This is a genomic window from Selenomonas sp. KH1T6 (assembly GCF_900108415.1).
In the GTDB taxonomy this organism is placed as follows: Bacteria; Bacillota; Negativicutes; order Selenomonadales; family Selenomonadaceae; genus Selenomonas_B; species Selenomonas_B ruminantium_A.
The window spans coordinates 82,196-99,173 of the sequence record NZ_FNWN01000013.1; the positions used below are offsets into that span (position 1 = coordinate 82,196).

Annotated in this window: 16 protein-coding genes; 9 read left to right on the top strand and 7 right to left on the bottom strand. The window is 52.4% G+C overall.

Annotated features, from left to right (window positions below; genetic code table 11):
- Entirely contained in the window at positions 1 to 549 is a 549-nt protein-coding gene (locus BLW59_RS09510; RefSeq protein WP_074697599.1) for a hypothetical protein, read from the top strand.
- Between the two features lie 315 nt (positions 550 to 864).
- Entirely contained in the window at positions 865 to 1,326 is a 462-nt protein-coding gene (locus BLW59_RS09515; protein WP_074697600.1) for a CYTH domain-containing protein, read from the top strand.
- A gap of 400 nt (positions 1,327 to 1,726) precedes the next feature.
- On the opposite strand, the gene BLW59_RS09520 is transcribed toward BLW59_RS09515, so the two are convergent.
- Positions 1,727 to 2,278 (bottom strand): TetR/AcrR family transcriptional regulator, encoded by a 552-nt coding sequence (locus BLW59_RS09520; RefSeq protein ID WP_074697601.1) that lies wholly within the window; start codon positions 2,276 to 2,278, stop codon positions 1,727 to 1,729.
- A 1-nt stretch (position 2,279) separates the two neighbouring features.
- Entirely contained in the window at positions 2,280 to 2,888 is a 609-nt protein-coding gene (locus BLW59_RS09525) for an efflux RND transporter permease subunit (protein ID WP_318258475.1), read from the bottom strand.
- Positions 2,889 to 3,520: 632 nt separating this feature from the next.
- Between BLW59_RS09525 and BLW59_RS09530 the strand changes: the two genes are divergently transcribed.
- The 4 genes from BLW59_RS09530 to BLW59_RS09545 all read left to right on the top strand — a co-directional run bounded on the left by BLW59_RS09530 (position 3,521) and on the right by BLW59_RS09545 (position 8,248).
- Complete coding sequence (locus BLW59_RS09530) at positions 3,521 to 3,940, top strand: cytidine deaminase (RefSeq protein ID WP_051650199.1); 420 nt, start codon at positions 3,521 to 3,523, stop codon at positions 3,938 to 3,940.
- Between the two features lie 231 nt (positions 3,941 to 4,171).
- Positions 4,172 to 4,663, top strand: coding sequence for a complex I 24 kDa subunit family protein (locus tag BLW59_RS09535; protein ID WP_074697602.1), 492 nt, complete (start codon positions 4,172 to 4,174; stop codon positions 4,661 to 4,663).
- Positions 4,650 to 6,551, top strand: a complete 1,902-nt coding sequence (nuoF, locus tag BLW59_RS09540) for an NADH-quinone oxidoreductase subunit NuoF (protein ID WP_074697603.1) — start codon at positions 4,650 to 4,652, stop codon at positions 6,549 to 6,551. Before BLW59_RS09535 ends, nuoF begins: the two co-directional genes overlap by 14 nt.
- A 2-nt stretch (positions 6,552 to 6,553) precedes the next feature.
- Positions 6,554 to 8,248 carry a [FeFe] hydrogenase, group A gene (locus BLW59_RS09545; RefSeq protein ID WP_074697604.1) on the top strand — a complete coding sequence of 565 codons (1,695 nt, stop codon included), beginning with the start codon at positions 6,554 to 6,556 and terminating at the stop codon, positions 8,246 to 8,248.
- 379 nt (positions 8,249 to 8,627) lie between these two features.
- On the opposite strand, the gene hydG is transcribed toward BLW59_RS09545, so the two are convergent.
- From hydG to BLW59_RS09565, 4 genes are all read right to left on the bottom strand, one after another.
- On the bottom strand, positions 8,628 to 10,076 hold the full coding sequence (hydG, locus tag BLW59_RS09550) for a [FeFe] hydrogenase H-cluster radical SAM maturase HydG (protein WP_074697605.1): 1,449 nt from the start codon (positions 10,074 to 10,076) through the stop codon (positions 8,628 to 8,630).
- A gap of 424 nt (positions 10,077 to 10,500) precedes the next feature.
- Positions 10,501 to 11,706: a [FeFe] hydrogenase H-cluster maturation GTPase HydF gene (hydF, locus tag BLW59_RS09555; RefSeq protein WP_074697606.1), complete on the bottom strand. Its 1,206-nt coding sequence runs from the start codon at positions 11,704 to 11,706 to the stop codon at positions 10,501 to 10,503.
- Positions 11,690 to 12,007, bottom strand: coding sequence for a hypothetical protein (locus BLW59_RS09560; protein WP_029542493.1), 318 nt, complete (start codon positions 12,005 to 12,007; stop codon positions 11,690 to 11,692). Before BLW59_RS09560 ends, hydF begins: the two co-directional genes overlap by 17 nt.
- Positions 12,001 to 13,323, bottom strand: coding sequence for a GHKL domain-containing protein (locus BLW59_RS09565; protein WP_074697607.1), 1,323 nt, complete (start codon positions 13,321 to 13,323; stop codon positions 12,001 to 12,003). The genes BLW59_RS09560 and BLW59_RS09565 overlap by 7 nt, the downstream gene beginning before the upstream one ends.
- 228 nt (positions 13,324 to 13,551) lie before the next feature.
- Here BLW59_RS09565 and BLW59_RS09570 point away from each other — a divergent pair, with 228 nt between their 5' ends.
- Complete coding sequence (locus BLW59_RS09570; protein ID WP_074697608.1) at positions 13,552 to 14,280, top strand: LytR/AlgR family response regulator transcription factor; 729 nt, start codon at positions 13,552 to 13,554, stop codon at positions 14,278 to 14,280.
- 312 nt (positions 14,281 to 14,592) lie between these two features.
- Complete coding sequence (locus BLW59_RS09575) at positions 14,593 to 14,898, top strand: hypothetical protein (RefSeq protein ID WP_074697609.1); 306 nt, start codon at positions 14,593 to 14,595, stop codon at positions 14,896 to 14,898.
- 260 nt (positions 14,899 to 15,158) lie between these two features.
- Here BLW59_RS09575 and BLW59_RS09580 read toward each other — a convergent pair whose 3' ends face one another.
- Entirely contained in the window at positions 15,159 to 15,878 is a 720-nt protein-coding gene (locus BLW59_RS09580; RefSeq protein ID WP_139283625.1) for a PD-(D/E)XK nuclease domain-containing protein, read from the bottom strand.
- A gap of 104 nt (positions 15,879 to 15,982) precedes the next feature.
- Here BLW59_RS09580 and BLW59_RS09585 point away from each other — a divergent pair, with 104 nt between their 5' ends.
- Positions 15,983 to 16,594, top strand: coding sequence for a hypothetical protein (locus BLW59_RS09585; protein ID WP_074697611.1), 612 nt, complete (start codon positions 15,983 to 15,985; stop codon positions 16,592 to 16,594).
- Positions 16,595 to 16,978 lie beyond the last annotated feature (384 nt).

Genomic DNA, 16,978 nt, shown 5'->3' on the forward strand with positions numbered 1-16,978 from the left:
ATGAGCAGAAGAGTATATTTATTTTTATATGGAATTATTGCCCTGTTTTTTGCCTTGATGAGCCAGGCGTATTTTGAAAATCTGCCATGTTTTTGGAACTCCACTATCTTTGCCGCCACGGAGGAAAGGGAAATCTGGGTGGACCTGCCGGAGAAGATGGAGTGGCTGGAGGAGCACGATCAGGGCTGGGCTGTCCATCAGCTGAAGTGCGACAGCCTGTTCGTGGATGCCCATACTACCAGTGAAAGGAAGTCCGCGCGGAAGGAAGATATGCTGGAGGACAGGCTGGAAACCACTCTCCAGAGATACCGCATCAAATCCCCTGAGCTCACCAGCAAGGAGGAAATAACGGTCAACGACATTCCCATGGAGAAATACACCATCACCGGCACGAAGGAGGGAGAGCCCTTCGAGATAGAGGCAGTGACCATAGATACCGACCCCAATCTCTACGTCTTTACCTACTTCTACCATGAGGGCAGCAAGCAGGGCAAGGAGATGGCAGAAAAGAGCATTGAGAGCATCAGGTATAAGGAAAAGAAGAGCTGAGAAATAAGAAAACGCCTATCTTGTGATAGGCGTTTTTAGATGTTATACTTAGAGAGCACCGTTAAGCGGAGTTGTCTTCGCCCTGAAGAAAGGGCGTGAGAGCATGAATATGACGCTGTATGAGATCCTGTCACTAATCATAGCAATACTCACACTAATATTCACCATCGTTAAAGACTAACCCCGCCACTAGCCACCAACTCTTGGCGGGTTTTTTATTCTCCACTAAGGGCGAACCGCTAGGCGGTGCTCTTTTGGTAAGTCAATTATAACTTTTTTAGTGAAAAATGTCAATTTTCAAAGGCAGGTAGACAAATGGCAAAGGAAATAGAGCGCAAGTTTCTGGTGGCAGAGGGATGGCAGCCGGAGGGGCAGGGGGATTATATCGCCCAGGGGTATCTTTCGGCTAATGAGACGGCAGCGGTGCGGATTCGGATTCGCAGTGGCCATGGTTATCTAACCGTCAAGAGCAATGTGAACGGAGTCACCCGTATGGAGTATGAGTACGAGGTGCCTCTCTCCGATGCGGAGGCCATGCTGAAGCTCTGCCAGGGACCAATCATCGAGAAGCACAGGTATCTCCTGCCCGCTGGCAACGGCAGGCAGTGGGAGATTGATGTGTTCCACGGGGATAACGAGGGTCTGACGGTGGCAGAGATTGAGCTTGGTTCAGAAGAGGAGTCTTTTGAGAAGCCGGAGTGGCTGCGTGAGGAAGTCTCCACGGACGCGCGGTATTTCAACTGCAATCTGGCGAAGAATCCCTATAAAAAATGGTAATAAAAAACACTTTCTTGCCTTGTGGGCAGGAAAGTGCTAGAATTGATTATAGAAAAGCGGCCGATGTTTGCCCGTCGGTACCGCCGCTCGTTAAAAACTTGGGACGTTCCGATTAGCATTCTTTAAACGGTGGGATGCTTATTTAAGCAGAGCCAGGAACGCCAGGAGCAACTGCAGGAAAGCCAGCGATTGAGCTGGCTTTTTTTAGTATATGTATTGAAATCGAGAAATTGCCTCCACCGCTTGCGGGGGAGGGGGACCAGCGAAGCTGGTGGAAGGGGGATGAGCAGCCGCAAAATGTACTTCGAAGTCGCTTGTTTGCTACTTAGCCCCCCTTCCGTCAGCCCTTCGGGCTGCCACCTCCCCCGTAAACGGTGGAGGTAAGACCTAAAATTTACGTTTATCTGCTTATGTCCAGCGGCCTGTAGATGCCGCCTAATAGCGCGTCGTAGGCAATGCGCTTCACCGCTCTGGGATTGCTCTGACGCATGGACATGGATTCGATAAGGCCTGTGATGAGGCCGAAGAAGATGTCGTTCATTTCCGTAGAGGAGAAGTCCCCTTTGAGGATGCCTTCCTCCTTGCCACGGCGGAAGAATCCGGATAGATCTTTGTCGAATTCCTCCCATTCTGCTTCGCTGACTTGTCCGGGCAGCGTTTCCCTGCCCATGCAGCGCACGAAGGGGGCATTGTCAGCCAGGATATCAATGATTGACTGCAGATCCTCCAGCCAGGGGGATTTTTTTTCGTTGATGACGGCTTTGATATCCCTGAGGATTTCCTGCTCCTTCCCGCCGAGCTGTTGGCAGATGTTTTCCTTATTGGTGTAGATGCGGTGCAGGCTGGCCTTGCTGATGCCTACGGTTTCCGCCAGTTCTTTCATGGTGCAGCCTGGGTTGTCAGCCAGGGCGTCAGCCATTTTCGCTAAGAGTTCATCTCTATTGTAAGCCATGTTAATTTCTCCTATGCAATAGACTATACAGACAGGGTATTACAACCAGCGTAAGTATGGTAGAGGTCACCAGCCCTCCCAGTATGGCGTGGGCCATGGGGGCTCTGGCTTCCGCCCCCGGCCCCAGGGCCAGGGCCAGGGGGACCATGCCCATCATCATGGCGATGGTGGTCATAAGAATGGGGCGGAAACGTGCTTTGCCCGCCATGACCAGGGCTTCATTGACAGAGTGTCCTTCAGCCATCCTGACCTTGGCATAGTCCACCAGCAGGATGGCATTTTTGGTAACCAGTCCCATCAAGAGCAGCAGGCCGATGCCGGAAATCATGGAGAAACCGCTGCCGAAAAGCAGCAGTCCCAGGAGAGCCCCGATAAAGGCCAGGGGCAGGGCGGAGATAATGGCAGAGGTCAGTCCCTCCACCGTACCAGTGAGACGAAGTCCCTGCTGCATTTCCTTCATCTCTGCCCTGGTGACGCTGACGGAAAGGGGAGTCTGAGGCTTTGCTTCTTCCTTTTCCTCACCGTTCAGGAAGAACCCACCCCCCAGCAGCAAGGCAAGGCCTGCTATGGCTGGCAGGAGATATTGCTTTTTTATCGTGAAGTTTTGCAACTTAAACACTCCTTTTGAGACTGAATTGACTTATTTGAGATGATGATATCATTTCGAATAAAATAAGTCAATATGGTCTTATAATATCATTCTAGTATTAAATAAAATATTGTGATATAATTAGAGACAATGGGAGTAAGAAATTAAGCTCATGCCAAAAAACCGGAAAAAGAGCCCGTAGGATGATAACCTGGGGCTCTTTTTTGTGCTCAAAATTTTTCTGTGGAATGTTTGTGGAAAACTTGCTATTTTTATCCACAGCTTGCTTGTGAAAAGAAGCTGAGAAAAGTTATCCACATTATCACCTGGTAATCTGTGGATTGTGTGCACAAAATATGGTGAATTTGAAGGTTTTTAGAGTAAATATAGGCGGATTTTTCCACTTATCCACATAATCCACAGGGATATCTGTGGATTACTGAGATTTGTACACAATCTGCCTATTATTAATAGGAAAGAAAGTGAAATTATTACTCTACTGGATAGTGGGGTTATCCACAGTTATCCACAACTGTGGATAGTTATGTGGATAATTTACTAGTTTACACCTTTTCAGCTAGTTTTCATGAAGGAATCAAGGCTGTCCGTGTCGAATAGGGGAAGCGGATAACTATGGGAAGGAGCTGAATGAAATGATCAATGAGGAACTGATAGATACTCTGGTGCGCTCTGCCTCTGATGCCATCAGGAATGCTTATGTGCCCTATTCCGGGGTAGGCATAGGCGCCTGTGTCATGGCCAGCGATGGCACCATCTACACCGGCTGCACTATTGAGAATGCCATCCGCAACCTGTCCATTGGGGCAGGGGAGGTGGCTATGTACAAGGCTGTGGCAGACGGGAAGCGGGAGTTTGATGCCATTGCTTTTATATGCAACACGGAGAGGCCTTTTGTGCCTAATGGGGCTATTTGCCAGCTGCTGGCTGAGTTCAATGTGCCTTATGTGGTGATGGCGGATATGAATGGGGATGCGCAGGTGCTGCCGCTGACGGATTTGCTGCCTTATGGCAATGAGCCCCTTGATAATCACACGTATAAAGATGAAGATTAGAGCCCTCCGTTACGGCCGTCTGTTCATTTTCTTTGGCGCAAAGAAAACGAACCAAAAGAAAACGTGACCTTGAATTTGTCCTAAATTCAACGGTCACAGGGCCCCATCCTTGGGGCCCAGAGTTCGAGGGTTCGATTAATTAGATATAGCAGGACTTGCCCTTCGGGGCAAGTTTTTTGCTTTTTTTGAATGAATTGTAATGAGTATTATTATCATGAAAGGAGAGTTTGCATGGCTGAAGAACTGGATTATGATGCTTTGGAAGAGATACTCCAGCGGCATGATTATGATAAGACAAATATCATCTCCATCCTGCAGGAAACACAGGGGATATACCGCTATCTGCCCAGAGAGGTCTTTCCTCTCTTTGCCCAAAAGCTGGGCATCAGCGAGGCACGTATCTACGGGGTGGCTACTTTTTATGAGAATTTCTCCCTGGAGCCCAAGGGCAGGCATATCATCAAGATCTGTGACGGCACGGCCTGCCATGTGCGGAAGTCCATTCCTGTCATCGAGGAGCTGCGGAAGATTCTTGACCTTTCGCCGGAGCAGGCTACTACCAAGGACATGATGTTCACTTTGGAGACTGTGTCCTGCCTGGGGGCCTGTGGCTTGGCCCCGGTGTTGAATCTGGACGGGAAGGTTCATGCGGCCATGACCCCGGAGAAGGCACGGGAACTCATTGCTAATGTGCGGGAGGAGGACAGCTATGCTTGCAACTAAGCTATCCAGCCGGGAGGCTTTGCAGGAGGTGCGGGGCAAGGCAAAGGAGCTTCTCTCTGCACAGAAAAGAAGGATTTACGTCTGCGCCGGCACGGCCTGCGTAGCGGGTGGGGCTTTGGATATCTACGCTGAGTTCAAGCGGCTCTTGAAGGAAGCTGATATTCCCTGCCTGGTAAAGCTGGAGGAAGATATAGAGGAGAGCGCCAGGTGCGGCGTGGCTTTGAAGAAGAGCGGCTGCCCCGGTTTCTGCCAGAAGGGTCCTCTGGTGAGGATTGACCCTGAGGGGTGGCTTTACACCAAGGTCAGGCCGGAGGATTGTGCCGATATTGTGGAGCGCAGCATCAAGGGCGGGGAAGTTCTTGAGCGGCTGCTCTATCATGAGGAAGGCAAGGCCTATGACAGGGCGGAGGAGATTCCCTTCTTCCAGAAGCAGACCCGCCTGGTGCTGGAGCACTGCGGCAGGGTCGCTGCCGACAGCATAGAGGAATATCTGGCGGTGGGGGGATATGAGTCTTTGGAAAAGGCCCTCTTTGATATGACCCCGGAGGAGATTACCAAGGAGATTTCCGATTCCAACCTGCGGGGCCGGGGAGGCGGCGGCTTCCCCACGGGGCGCAAGTGGACCCAGGTCAGGGGCTATGAGAGCGATGTGAAGTACATCGTCTGCAACGGCGATGAGGGTGACCCGGGGGCCTTCATGGACGAGGGCATCATGGAGGGGGACCCCCACCGCATGCTGGAGGGCATGATGATAGCCTCCGTGGCCTGCGGAGCCAGCCAGGGCTATATCTATGTGCGGGCTGAGTATCCCCTGGCGGTGGAACGGCTGAATCTGGCCATCAGGGATGCCCGGAAATACGGCCTTTTGGGAAAGAATATCTTAGGTTCGGGCCATGATTTCGATATCCGCATCAACCGTGGGGCGGGCGCTTTCGTCTGCGGCGAGGGCAGCGCTCTCACCGCCTCTATCGAGGGCAAGCGGGGCATGCCCAGGGTGAAGCCGCCCCGCACGGTGGAGCATGGCCTTTTTGGCAAGCCTACGGTGCTGAACAATGTGGAGACCTTTGCCAATGTGCCTTTGATCATCGAAAAAGGCGCCCAGTGGTATCGCTCCATCGGCCCGGAGAACAGCCCAGGCACCAAGGCCTTTGCCCTGGCGGGGAATATCTCCAATACGGGCCTCATTGAAGTGCCCATGGGCACCAAGCTCCGGGAGGTCATCTACGACATCGGCGGCGGCATCCGGGAGGGACATAACTTCAAGGCCGTGCAGATTGGCGGCCCCTCGGGAGCCTGCCTTACGGAGAAGGACATGGAGATGCCCCTGGATTTTGACTCCCTGAAGAAAATCGGGGCCATGATGGGCTCCGGCGGCCTGGTGGTCATGGACGACAAGACCTGCATGGTGGAAGTGGCCCGTTTCTTCATGAACTTCACCAAGAACGAGTCTTGTGGCAAGTGCATTCCCTGCCGTGAGGGCACCAAGCGCATGCTGGAAATCCTCACCCGCATGACAAATGGCGAGGGACGGCCCGAGGATATTGACCTGCTGCTGGAGCTTTCCGATACCATTTCCCACACTGCCCTCTGCGGCCTGGGCAAGAGCGCGCCCAATCCCGTGGTCAGCACCATCAAGAACTTCCGGGAGGAATACGAGGCCCATACCCAGCCCGGTGACAAGCATTGCCCGGCGGGGGCCTGCGCGAAGCTGAAGCACTACCATATCGACCCGGAAAAGTGCCGCGGCTGCTCCAAGTGCGCCCACAACTGCCCGGTGAACGCCATTTCCGGCAAGGTGAAGTCCCCCTTCACCATCGATCAGGAAAAGTGCATCAAGTGCGGCACCTGCTTCAATGTGTGCCCCTTCCATGCCATTGAGGAGGGTTGAATATGGAACAGAAATTTATGACCATCGACCATATCCCCGTGGAAATCGAAGGGGAAAAGAATATCCTGGGTGTCATCCGCAAGCGGGGCATCGACCTGCCCACCTTCTGCTATTATTCGGAGCTGTCCATCCATGGCGCCTGCCGCATGTGCATGGTGGAGGACGAGGAAAGGGGCAGCCTGATGGCGGCCTGCTCCACGCCTCCCAAGGCGGGCATGAAGATTCTCACCAACACCCCCCGCCTGCGCAAGTACAGGAAAAATATCCTGGAGCTCTTGCTGGCCAACCATTGCCGTGACTGCACCACCTGCACCAAGAGCGGCCGCTGCCGCCTGCAGGAGCTGGCTCACCGCTTCGGCGTCAGCGAGGTGCGTTTCCCCACTGACTACAACCAGAGCCCAAAGGACACTTCCTCTTATTCTATTGTTCGTGACCCATCCAAGTGCATACTCTGCGGGGACTGCGTGCGCATGTGCTCCGAGGTGCAGAATATCGGTGTCATAGACTTCGCCTTCCGGGGCTCCCACATGCACATCTCCACCGCCTTTGACAAGCCCATTGGGGAAACGGAGTGCGTGGGCTGCGGCCAGTGTGCCGCCGTCTGCCCCACGGGAGCCATCACCATCAAGAGCGACCGCGACAGGCTCCGCACCGACCTCAATGACCCCAGGAAGAAAGTGGTGGTGCAGATTGCTCCGGCCGTACGGGTAGGGTTGGGCCACGCCTTTGGCCTTCCTGAGGGAGAGAACGTCATGGGCAAGCTGGTGGCGGCCCTGCACTACATGGGGTTCCAGGAGGTCTACGACACGGTGGTGGGGGCGGATCTCACCGTCATGGAGGAGGCCGCCGAGTTCGTGGAACGGGTGGAAAAGGGGGAGAACCTGCCCCTCTTCACCAGCTGCTGTCCTGCCTGGGTGAAGCATGCGGAAAACCGCTATCCCCAGCTTTTGCCGCACATCTCCACCACCAAGTCCCCCATGCAGATTTTTGCTCCTGTCATCAAGGAGTATTACAAAGAGGCTGAGCAGGAAACTGTCATGGTGGCTCTTATGCCCTGCACGGCGAAAAAGGCAGAGGCGGCGAGAAAGGAATTCCTGGCGCCAAACGGCAAGCCCTATGTGGACTATGTCATCACCACCCAGGGCATCGTCCAGATGATTCGGGAGTTCGGCATTGACTTCGAGAGCCTGGAGCCTGAGAGCATCGACATGCCCTTCGGCACCATCAGCGGCGCCGGCACCATCTTCGGCGTCACCGGCGGCGTCACGGAGGCAGTGCTGCGCCATCTGATGTCAGATAAGAGCCGCTCTGAGCAGAAAGCCCTGGCCTTCACGGGCATCAGGGGAATGCAGGGCATCAAGGAGGCAGCTATCGACTACAAGGGCACCCAGGTGAAAATCGCCGTAGTCAGCGGCCTGGGCAATGCGGATAAGCTCATAGACAAAGTATTGGCTGGCGAGGCAGACTACCACCTCATCGAAGTCATGGCCTGCCCCGGCGGCTGCGTAGGCGGGGGCGGCCAGCCCTTCACCAACGCCGAGGGCAAGGACATCCGTGGCGCCGGCCTATACCGCTCTGACAAGCTCAGCAGCATCAAGCGCTCCGACCAGAATCCCGTCATAGAATATCTTTATAACGGTATTCTGAAGGGCAGGGAGCATGAATTGATGCACGTGGAGTATCAGTCGCAGAATTAAATCAGGGTAATAGAAAACCACCCTTGCAACTTAAATTGCAGGGGTGGCTTTATTATGCTATACTTTTTTCAAGCTACAAAACGGTAGGCGGTTAGCCTTCTCATCAAAGCTGGCGTTCAAAGCGCGTGGTCGATCGGCAGATGGGAGGTGACAGGCATGGACAATACGACGCTTCAGCTTTTGCGGATACTTCTCATTATCCTCGCTGTCAACAAAAAGAAATAACCGCCCGTAGTCCCCAAAACTCTGGCGGTTAATCTTTATAGATACCAAAAGAAAGTACAGAGGGCTGACCGTTTACCAGTAGCCCGCCTCCTGTTCCAGCAGGAGGCTTTTCTTATGCTCATTATACCATTTAGGCTGCTGGTTTTCAATCAATTTAGAAGCGGAAATCACGCTTCTCCGAGTTCTTGATGGCTTCGATATGCTCTGCTGCGACTTTGCGGACATTCTCCTTGGAGATTTTCCTGAGCTCCTCTTCAATGAGCTTGAAGCCCTTCTCCTGTGTCGCCTGGCCTGCATAATCAACAAGATATTCGGTCAATGTCATTAGGGCATTGGGATGGCAGCAGTTCAGTATCTGGCCGCTCTTGCAGAGGCTCATGAACCTGTCTCCCGTGCGACCTTCTCTATAGCAGGCGGTGCAGAAGGAGGGGATATGGCCCATATCCATAAGCCAGGAAATGACTTCTTCCAAGGTGCGCTGGTCGGATACATCGAACTGCTCAGTGTCGTGGGGACGCTCCTCTTCGCTGTAGCCGCCTACAGAAGTGCGGCTGGCGCCGCTGATCTGGGAGATGCCCACCTGCAGCATGCGCTTCCGCACCGCTTCTGACTCCCGGGTGGAGATGATCATGCCCGTGTAGGGCACCGCCAGGCGGATGATGGCTGCCAGGCGGGTGAAAAGTTCGTCAGACAGGGAATTGTCAAAGGCACCAGGATCGATATCGTCAGCGTGTTTAACCCTGGGGACGCTGATGGTGTGGGGGCCCACTCCGTGGACAGCTTCCAGATGCTCTGCGTGCATGAGGAGGCCTGCCAGCTCGTACTTGTAGCTGTCCAGCCCAAAGAGCACTCCAAGTCCCACATCGTCTATGCCGCCTTCCATGGCCCTGTCCATGGCTTCTGTGTGGTAGGCGTAGTCATGCTTGGGCCCCGCAGGGTGCAGTTCCTCGTAGTGTTCCTTGTGGTAGGTTTCCTGGAAGAGGATATAGGTGCCGATGCCGGCTTCTTTCAGCTTGCGGTAGTTCTCCACGGTGGTAGCGGCGATATTCACGTTCACCCGCCTGATATCCCCGTTCTTGTGGTGGACGGAATAGATGGTCTTGATGCTGTCCAGTATGTACTCGATGGGATTGTTCACCGGGTCTTCCCCTGCCTCGATGGCCAGCCTCTTGTGGCCCATATCCTGCAAGGCGATGACCTCGGCGCGGATTTCCTCCTGGGTCAGCTTCTTCCGGGGAATGTTCTTGTTCTGCCTGTGGTAAGGGCAGTAAGCGCAGCCGTTGATGCAGTAGTTGGAAAGATACAGGGGGGCAAAGAGCACGATGCGGTTGCCATAGAAAGCCTGCTTGATCTCCTCGGCAATCTCATACATGCGCTGCACCCGCGCCGGGTCATCGCAAGCTAAAAGCACCGAAGCCTCTCGATGAGAAAGTCCCCGGCAATGGCACCCCGTCCCCTCTGGCACAGGACGCGCCTTCTCCAGTATCTCGTCAATCAGGGCATAATTATCCTTATTGGCCTCCGCATACTCCAGTGTTGCAAGTATTTCCTCATGGTTGATGAATTCTTCTGCTTTGAGTGATTTAGGATCATAGCTGCTCATACTTGTATCCCCTTTTGGTGAATTATCGTAGATTTGATTACGGCAAGGTGTTTGTTTGTCAGCGAGGCGTTATTTTGGTACAATAGTTCTAAGCTACAGAACGGTAGGCGGTTAGTCCTCTCATCAAAGCTGGCGTTAGAAGCGCGTGGTCGATCGGCAGAGGGGGTGACAGATATGGATAATTTGACGCTTCAGTTGCTTCTTATTCTCCTTATCGTTATTGTTATAAAGAAATAACCGCCCTGCAGTCTTCCAAACCTGGGCGGTTAATCTTGTATATTAACTAGAAAGGTACAGAGGGCTGACCGTTTACCAGTAGCCCGCCTCCTGTTAGCCGCAGGAGGTTTTTCTGTTTACATTGTAACATAATTGTTCCAATTTTGCCATAGGAAGATAGGAAAGATTGCCTGATCATGCAATGCTTTTACTGTTCTGGCAAGGCAACCTTGCCAAGTATCCCCAGCAGCGCCGCAATCGCCACCCCGTAATTCGTCATCGGCACTCCCTGCCCCTGGGCCTGGCATACGCGGCACATCATGTACTTCCTATTAAACATACACCCTCCGCAGTGAATAATCAAATCATATCCAGAAAGATCTTCGGGGAAATCCTTGCCCCCTACGATATCTATGGTGATTTTCTCCCCCAGCTTCTTCCTGAGCAGCCGGGGCAGCTTCACTCTGCCTATGTCCTCATGCAGGGGCTGATGGGTGCAGGCTTCGGCAATGAGTATCCTTGCCGTATGGTCAAGAGTAGCCAGTTTCTTTGCTGATGCTACGAAGAAGGGCAAATCTCCCTTGAAACCTGCAAAAAGCACGGAAAAAGAAGTCAATTTGCTTTCTTTGGGACAAAGCTCCTCCACCTGTTTGAAGGCCTGTGAATCCGTAATCACCAAATCAGGCGGTTCCTTCATGGAAGAGAGCATGGCCTCCATTTCCCCGGTCTTGCAGCAGTTCACCAGACACCCTTTGTCCAGCAGGTGCCTGATGGTCTGCACCTGGGGCAGTATCAGCCTGCCCTTGGGGGCCTCTATATCCTGGGGCATGATGAGGAGTACCTTATCCCCGGCTTTGGCCAGGTTTCCCGTGATATCATCCAGGTCGTAGTTCTCCGGCCGCAGCTCATTGATTTGCTCAATCAGCTCCGCGAGGCCGTTCTTTTCCTGAGCGCTGACCAAGACAGGCCTTAGGCCCGTGAGCTTCTGCCAGCTTTTGGCCTGCCAGGTGAGGGGAGCGTCAAGGTCGGTCTTGCTGAGGACCAGGATGACCGGGGTGCCACGCTTGCGGAAGATTTTCAGCCAGCGCATTTCCGGGGTGTCCTCTCCGGGCTTTTCCTCTGCGCTCACTACCAGCAGAGCCATGTCCGCTTCCCGGGCGGCATCCTTGGTCTTGTCCAGCCGCAGGGAGCCCAGCTCCCCCTCATCCTCGAAGCCTGCGGTGTCGATGAGGAGGCAGGGGCCGATTCCTCTCAGCTCCACCGCCTTCTTCACCGGGTCCGTAGTAGTCCCCGGCACCTCCGAAACCACGGCCAGGTCCTGCCCTGTGAGGGCGTTTATCAAAGAAGACTTGCCGCTGTTCACCCGGCCGAAGATGCCGATGTGCAGGCGGCTGCCTTTAGGTGTTTCCAGCATTGCCTTTCATCCTTTCCAGTTCCTGGCGCTGCATATCAATATGCTCCAGCGCTTTATCCTTTTCCCCTTGACTAAGCAAAGTATACATCAGCAGGTAGTGATGGCGCAAATCGTGTCTGAGTATCTTGGTGGCCTGTATGCTCTCTTTGGTGTGCTCAGTCTCCCTTTTCAATGCTTCCAGCTGGAGCCGCAGCAGGTCATTGATGTGTTCCTGCTGGCTTTTCTTCCTGGCCTCTCTGGTGAAGATGAGCCAGGCGGCCAGAATCTGGCTTAGGGTCAGCAGGATGGCAAAAGTCAGCATGGCGTGTCCTCCCAGTACAGTGATACGCAGACCGTGCCCCTTTCCTGGGTGAAGTCGGCGTAGCCGTGGTATCTTTTCAGGAAATTGCGCAGGGACATCATGCCCAGGCCGTGGCCTTTCCTGGTGGTTTTGGGCAGGCCGTCCTTGTCCAGGCGAAGGACAGTGCAGCAGGGATTGGTTATCTCCAGTACGCACTGGTCATCAATATGCTGGAGGATGAAGGAAAGTTCCCCGCCCCTGCCTGTCTCTGCCGCCGCTTTAAGGGCGTTTTCCAGCAGGTTGGAGATGAGCACCGCCAGCTCGTCCTCGGAGGTATGTAGTTCCTTGGGCAGGTTCACCTTGGCGGCTACGGTGAGGCCCATGACCTCCGCCCGCCGTAGGTAAATGGAAATGGCGGCATTGAGGATGGGAGAGTCGGTGTAGGGACGCACAGCAGAGGAGGCCAGGATCTTTTCTTGTTGAGAAATAAGAGACAGGGCATCATTGATGCGGTCACCTTCGATGTATTCTTGCAGCTTCTCATAGGTATAGAGAAGGTTTTCCTGCTGCTTCTGTGCCTGCTGCCGACTGTCTGCCACTCGCTGCTGTTCCTCCTGCAGCCAGGCAATTTCCCGCTGCTGCAGCTCCGAGCGGCGGCGGATATTCTCATTATTGTACAGCAGGCGGCTGGTGCCCAGGATATAGTGATAGGAAAGGAAGAAAGCCACGGGCAGCAGCAGCCTGCCAATTCGCTCTTCCCAGGAATGCCAGAGGGAGGCATCGGCAATGAGGGTCACGAAGCCAGCCACCATCACCGTGGGCAGCAGGGCTGTATAAATTCTGAGGAGCTTGTTTTCAAAGAGATAAAAGGCAGGCAGCAGCCTTGAGAAGCACTTCCTGGCCAGGGGCAGCAACATGATGAACCATAGGGGGTAGAGGATGGCGTGGACTTCCAGCACCAGTTCCTCGTCCCTGCCCATGAAGAACAGGGCCACTACAATGCTGCTCCAGTTGTGGCAGATGAAACTCCAGAGGGCCGACATACCCCAGACAAAGAGATGCTGCAGCCCCCGCCCCGGCAGGGCCAGGACGAAGATAATCTGATAAGGTATCCAGCCCAGCAGCAACACGGCTTTGTAAGTTTGTACGGCGATGCCGCCCAGATAGAAAAGGGCTGTATAGACAGGCAGAGTCACCAGGCTGAGCATCAGCAGGCGGCGCCAAAGACGTCTGATGGATGTCACGGGCATTTCTTCCTTGAAAGCCAGGAAGCGGAGGTAGCTGCCTATTAGCTGTATGATGCAGATGAGGCAGGCAAAAACGATTAACTCTAACATCTGCCACAGCTCTCCTTTCTATGTTTTATTTATATATTATACACTGATATTATAACAAAATAAAAGTTGATTAAGTCTACAACATCGACACTTTCGGACATATACTCAACACTTTTGACAACGGGGTAGAAATTTGCCTTGACTTATGTTATTTTGATAATGTGAGAATAAGAGGAATAAACAGAAATTTTGACATAATTAAGAGTACATTAAAAGGAGGGGGCGCAGATGCATATTGCCATTGCCGATGACAGGGCTGAAGATTTGCAGATGGCAGAGGACTACCTGCTGCGGTATCTTTCTTCCCGTCACCCGGAGGTCATGAACGACCTGTCTATTGCCACCTTCAAGAACGCAGAGGAACTTCTTTCGGTATTTGACCCGAGGCGCTTTGACCTGCTGCTGCTGGACATCTACATGGACAAGATGACCGGCATGGAAGCAGCGGAGGCTGTGCGGATGAAGGATGAGCGCGTGCCCATCGTCTTTCTCACCACCAGCCAGGACCATCTGCTGGAGGGCTACCGGGTCTTTGCCTCTGGTTATCTCATGAAGCCTTTGGCAGAGAACAGTGGTGACTTCAACCACACCCTTGACCATGTGTTCCGGGGGATGATAACCAGCGAGCGCACCGTGACCATACCCGTTGAGGGCAGGGAGATAGCCATTCCCCTGCGGAAAATCGTCTATGTGGAGGTAGGTGCTTCCCATACCCTTTCCTTCCATCTGGTGGATGAGACAGTGCAGGCGCGCCTGACCTATGCCCGTGTCCTGGACCTCCTGTCCGGGGACAGCAGGTTCATCGAGTGCCACCACCGCATCATCATCAATATGGAGCAGGTGCGGCGCATGGATGATGATGAGTTCATCATGAAGGATGGCAGCCGCGTTCCCATCAGCGTAAGGCGCAAGAAAGAGACCAAGACCGCCTACGTTCATTATATGGCTCACAGATGAAAAAAGATGATGCATATAGACTGGAACATCTCGGACACGAGGGGCAATTTTGAGATGTGTCTATGCAAAGGAGTGCAATACTCCCAAATTTAACAATTCTACGCCATCGGGAAAGCCTCCTGCCGGAGGGACTGAATTTCCTTCGCCAGCACGGTGGCAAGTGTGATTTTAGTCTCCACGCTCTCTTCCTTCAATATCTGTCCAAGAACCTCTGGGGCGGGGCGGAGGCAGTATGCTCTTGTTATAGGGCCTCAAGATACATGGTCCTACAGCGAGTGCAGGAGCATATCTCCAACAGGCGCCTCATCGGGAATGCCGCACGGGGAAAAAGCGGTCATTCCTGGGGGGAAGGATGATGAAGGAAGGCTCCGGGCTGATTTCGAGCTGAAGGCAGACGAACTATATATCTACCTCACCCCCGGGGGGGAGGTTCGCCTGCTCGGCTCCATAGATACCCACTATTATCTCGTATTCTGGAGCAACTATGAGGAAGTCAAAGCCCTCCTGGAGAGGGCAGTACTGAAAGAATTCACACACTTCGTAGACGGCACCTTATTGATGCCGGAGCGTACAGTTGATATTTTCCCGGACGAAAGGAATATCGTCTGGAAAATATAATAATTCCCTACCATTATGCACAAACCTTTTCTGGAGGGAGGCTGCAAAAAAGCCTTCCCCTCTGGGAAGGGGGACCATCGGAGTTGGAGAAGGATAGAAGCATAAAAATAGGGGGACAGGCCGCAAAAGCCTGTCCCCTTTATTTTTTTATTAAAATACGCTCTCAGGCAGTGTCTCTTTCTGCACATCAAGAGGGCTGCTGATGACCCGGGGGAGTCTCTCCTCATCGGTGTCGGCTTTCTGCTCCTCGAAGATCACGTTTACTCCACCAGCCACTCCGAGAGGAGGCGTTTCTCGGAGTCGAAGTTCACGCCAATCTTGAAGATATGTCTTTCATCTGCTACGTAGGGTGCGGCATAGTCCTTGGCCTCAATTTGATTCAAGGCTTCTTTTGCGCTCTTATCTACTTTGAACTCGAAGATATAGACGAAACTATCCGTCTCCAGCACGCAGTCAGCCCGGCCTCGGCTGCTGTGGACTTCGCAGTGGGCATACTGTCCCAGCAGGGTGAATACGAGATAGACAACCGTCTGGAAATAATGCTCGAAGGGGGCATAATCTGTGGTGTAGGGGATGCTGGCAAAGAGGGCGGTGAGAACATTATGGATGCCTTCCGTATCTCCCTGCAGGATGCGGCTGCGCAGGGCAAGTATGTCTTTGCCGCTGCCTGTGGTGGCGGTGGGTACATATTCGGGAAGGAGGTTTTTGAAGAAGCCTATCTTCACTTCTTCATTGGGGAAACCCAGGATATAAGGCCCTTCTTCACTGTCTGCATCCGCAATGGTGAGATATCCTGTCTGATAGAGGAGGGGCACCGGATCCGGATTGTCCGCTCGATAGTCGCTGATGTCGGATGCGTCTGCATAGATGGTCTTTTCGGCAAACTGGCGCACATCGAAGTGCATATTTCTTAATCTTCGCACCAGGAAGGTGGGGGTGCCGGTGGAGAACCAATAGGCGCCAAAGGTTTTCTTTTTCAAGGCATTGATGAGGCTTAATAATGTAGAGGCATGATAATTGCAAGGAGGTGTAGAATAAACGCAACATCAAGGAAGCGTTGTGTCTTTTACAGGGGGGGAAAACTATGACAAAGCAAAAAAGTTTGTTCTCAATCCTAGTGGTATTTAGTATTTTTCTATTAGCTGCTTGTTCACAATCAGCTATCGAACCGGCAGATGCAGGAATAAAGACATACTGTAAGGCTATTCTTGATATAGATGATGAAAGCACAAAAAAAGCGAGATTACCAAAAGACGAACTGGAAAAAACGATGGTATCAGTATTTGCTAATGCGTTTCAATCGTCGAGCAACGGTATGTTTAACAAGGAACAATCAGAAAGAATTGGCAATGCCTTTCTTGATGAGCTTAAAAAGATTCAGGTAGAAACAAAATTGATTGAAGGAAAAGACAAGAAAGCTACAGTTGAGGTAACAGTCAATCAAATTGATTTGAAAGAGCTGAATTCAGCAGCCATTGAAAAAGACGTTAAAGATAAGGGCAAAAATTTGAAGACCAAGGAAGAAGCTATAGAAGAAGTCACTAATGCTACCATTGAGGAGATCAAAAAAATAGAACCTAAAGGGAATGTTTCTTTTACTGTTGACTGTACCTACAGCGATATTAAGAAAATCTGGGAACCAAACGATGTTTCTTCATTTGCGAAAGATTTGATATCAACAGCTGTAAAAATGTAATTTCATAAGCGCCCAAGTCCTATCGTAAACAAGAAAAGCCAACCGAAGGCGGCTTCAGCTTGTAGACAAATAGAAAGAACGCGAGGCTGTCCCAAATTCTGTGTAAACTCCATATCGTGATGTAAAATTGTTATTAAAACAAGAGGTTTAAGCCCTTGTCACTAATACCAACCATATTTCTCTCTGCACGTCAAGAAATCCTTGAACGTGCAGATTTTTTATTCCGGAAGCCTGTCTTCATAATAGACGGCCAGCTGGGCATGGATAATGCTCCAATCCTGGCGGCGGCCTGTCCATTTCTTCGTTATGTCCATCATGGCAAGGTAGAGCATTTTCAGCAAGCTGTCATCTGTCGGAAATACGGACTTGGATTTCGTCACCTTG

Bases quoted from the DNA above. Each gene is read 5' to 3' on its own strand.
- BLW59_RS09565 (WP_074697607.1), bottom strand. From the start codon at position 13,323: ATGTTAGAGTTAATCGTTTTTGCCTGCCTCATCTGCATCATACAGCTA.
- hydG (WP_074697605.1), bottom strand. From the start codon at position 10,076: ATGAGCAGCTATGATCCTAAATCACTCAAAGCAGAAGAATTCATCAAC.
- BLW59_RS09560 (WP_029542493.1), bottom strand. From the start codon at position 12,007: ATGCTGACTTTTGCCATCCTGCTGACCCTAAGCCAGATTCTGGCCGCC.
- BLW59_RS09545 (WP_074697604.1), top strand. From the start codon at position 6,554: ATGGAACAGAAATTTATGACCATCGACCATATCCCCGTGGAAATCGAA.
- BLW59_RS09575 (WP_074697609.1), top strand. From the start codon at position 14,593: ATGCCGCACGGGGAAAAAGCGGTCATTCCTGGGGGGAAGGATGATGAA.
- BLW59_RS09520 (WP_074697601.1), bottom strand. From the start codon at position 2,278: ATGGCTTACAATAGAGATGAACTCTTAGCGAAAATGGCTGACGCCCTG.
- BLW59_RS09510 (WP_074697599.1), top strand. From the start codon at position 1: ATGAGCAGAAGAGTATATTTATTTTTATATGGAATTATTGCCCTGTTT.
- BLW59_RS09585 (WP_074697611.1), top strand. From the start codon at position 15,983: ATGACAAAGCAAAAAAGTTTGTTCTCAATCCTAGTGGTATTTAGTATT.
- BLW59_RS09530 (WP_051650199.1), top strand. From the start codon at position 3,521: ATGATCAATGAGGAACTGATAGATACTCTGGTGCGCTCTGCCTCTGAT.
- nuoF (WP_074697603.1), top strand. From the start codon at position 4,650: ATGCTTGCAACTAAGCTATCCAGCCGGGAGGCTTTGCAGGAGGTGCGG.
- BLW59_RS09570 (WP_074697608.1), top strand. From the start codon at position 13,552: ATGCATATTGCCATTGCCGATGACAGGGCTGAAGATTTGCAGATGGCA.
- BLW59_RS09535 (WP_074697602.1), top strand. From the start codon at position 4,172: ATGGCTGAAGAACTGGATTATGATGCTTTGGAAGAGATACTCCAGCGG.
- BLW59_RS09515 (WP_074697600.1), top strand. From the start codon at position 865: ATGGCAAAGGAAATAGAGCGCAAGTTTCTGGTGGCAGAGGGATGGCAG.
- hydF (WP_074697606.1), bottom strand. From the start codon at position 11,706: ATGCTGGAAACACCTAAAGGCAGCCGCCTGCACATCGGCATCTTCGGC.